The organism is Intestinibacter sp. (assembly GCF_022780145.1).
In the GTDB taxonomy this organism is placed as follows: domain Bacteria; phylum Bacillota; class Clostridia; order Peptostreptococcales; family Peptostreptococcaceae; genus Intestinibacter.
This window is the reverse complement of record NZ_JALEXO010000080.1, coordinates 1-2202: the sequence shown is the minus strand read 5'-3', so window position 1 is coordinate 2202 and position 2202 is coordinate 1. Positions and strand designations below refer to the sequence as shown.

2 protein-coding genes are annotated in these 2202 nt (G+C 29.2%); both read right to left on the bottom strand.

What is annotated here, in order from left to right:
* Positions 1–702, bottom strand: a 702-nt coding sequence (locus MR593_RS02975; RefSeq protein ID WP_331474725.1) for a hypothetical protein, incomplete at its 3' end; no start/stop codon positions are given.
* 179 nt (positions 703–881) lie between these two features.
* Positions 882–1898 carry a nucleoid-associated protein gene (locus MR593_RS02970; protein ID WP_290686788.1) on the bottom strand — a complete coding sequence of 339 codons (1017 nt, stop codon included), beginning with the start codon at positions 1896–1898 and terminating at the stop codon, positions 882–884.
* Between the last annotated feature and the right edge of the window lie 304 nt (positions 1899–2202).

Below are 2202 nucleotides of genomic sequence, written 5' to 3'. Positions count from 1 at the left end.
AGCTAACACTCGATTATGGCATGTGATACCTATAGGAAGTTCTGTCCCTTTCAAATAAACATCTTTCAATTTATGCAGAAGCAGCTCTGTTTTTCCTGTTCCAGATAGTCCTTGTATAGTTATACGCTTTTCACCATCATCCATATTGCCATATATGAATCTAGTCTGTTGTCCATCGAACATTTGGATTTTTTGTTTGACTCTCTCTAAAATACTAAGTTGTTTATCTATAGTTATATGAGAAACGTCATTAATACTTCCTATAAACAAAGTTATAATTAAATCCAACAAACGGGAAGGAGTATCAGAATCCAATAGAATATCAGAATCAATCCAATGACGAAAATCACTAATCTCCTCTAAATAATAACTACAAGTTATCTTACTTTCCCAAGTTCGAGGTCTTCCAATAACATTCCGATAGCCATAAGAATCACTCAAAGAACCTATATCTTCCATAACATCTTGCTTGTATGCCAGAAATTGATCTTTGTCAATATCTGAAAAAGCAACAAACGTTATCTTCTTTCCACGAGTCAATATGATACAGACATCATCAATATCATATGTGTACTTTGCATCTGTCAAGGGGCCTTTCAGAACATAAACTTGCTGCTGCGCTTGTTCTGAAAAAGACTTTATTTTTTGCAAGAAAGTTCTATTTTTAGAACTCTCTACTATGTCTGAAAAAAAATAATCCATACTTAAATAATTAATTATATTTCTCCTATTATATAAATAGTAGAATAGTTATATTTTTATACTTATGAAACAGAAAACCTGTAATACATAGACATTTGATAATCAAATATTACAACATAATTTCCATTTACAGAAACTTTGATCTTCTAATTTATCCATAAGTTGTAACTAGTTCATGTCTATTTTTCTTTTGAAAAATATATTTTATAATAATTTCTGCCACTATTTTCGTCAAAGCCACGTTCTATAAAATTACCCGTTTTCATTAAGCATAATTCTACGTTATCGTCCAATTTAATTTTACGTAGTTTCTTAGGAACTGTCAATGCTTTTTTGTCTATTTCAAAACTTTTTTCCATATTTATTTTCTCATGCTCTTCATATGCTTTGCGATATTCTTCAAACATGTTCAAAATGTTCGTATCTTGAAATACTTCAGATTGCAATTCCTCAACATTAATCTTATCTGATTTACAAAGCAATTCTATAGAGCTGTTTATAATTCTAACCTGCTCAGATTTTGAGACTAAGGATTCTTTTGATAACTTATCATTTACAAAACCCTCCATCAAACGTACAAGTCCTTTAGACTGGCTATAAGGAGTCATCTTATTTTCCATTCCCAAAAAATCTTGTCGCCAAAATTTAGAATCCTTAGATTTATCTATAATGAAGCCTACAGGCATATCTTTAGTAAAAACTATCAAACATGCTTTATTAATTTTTTGGGAAGTATATCCTGTTTTTACAGAAACTCCCATATTACCATGCGAATCAACAGTAGTCTCTATAAATTCATTCTTAGATTCAATTTTATAAATACCTATAGCCTCACAATACGTATCTTCATCTAAAACATCCTCTATTTTTACAATGAAGATATCACCATCTTTTATTGTGGGCATTGTAGAAACACTGTCTAAATACTTAAAGATTGATATAGAGTCATCTATAAAATTACCTCCATTGAAAATATCAACTACAGTATTATATACTATATTATATTTCAAATCAACAGAATGGACAAATGAATATTGGACCTTTTCACGATTAAACGGCTTAATGAAAAAATCTTTCAAAAAAGCCTGATCCAACTTTGCCATATCCATGTCTATATGATTAATCAAACATTTATGTTTGTCTAAGCTGAACCTATGACAAATCATCTTATCTATATATGCTTCTTTAAAATCCATATTATATTTTTTTCTTTGAGATTAATACCTGTAAGAGACTTGTTATCATATAAACTGTATAAAAAAACACTTTGACTATAAGTAATATAAGAAGTAACCTGTAGATAAATAAAAGAACTATATGACATCCTAACAAAATAGATTCTTTATTCAAATATTCTAAGTTTCCAACAATCTGATACTCTAATATATTTAAAGACCTTAATTCCGCAACACTATAATTTAATATTTTTTATAAGCACCTGAGCAACAAAAAGTTGCTCAGGATTTTGCCATGTCAGAAATTTCACTTATCTTAGTGTTG

What these genes read in the sequence shown, in the direction of transcription:
- MR593_RS02970 (WP_290686788.1), bottom strand. Translation starts at nt 1,898, where the DNA reads ATGGATTTTAAAGAAGCATATATAGATAAGATGATTTGTCATAGGTTC.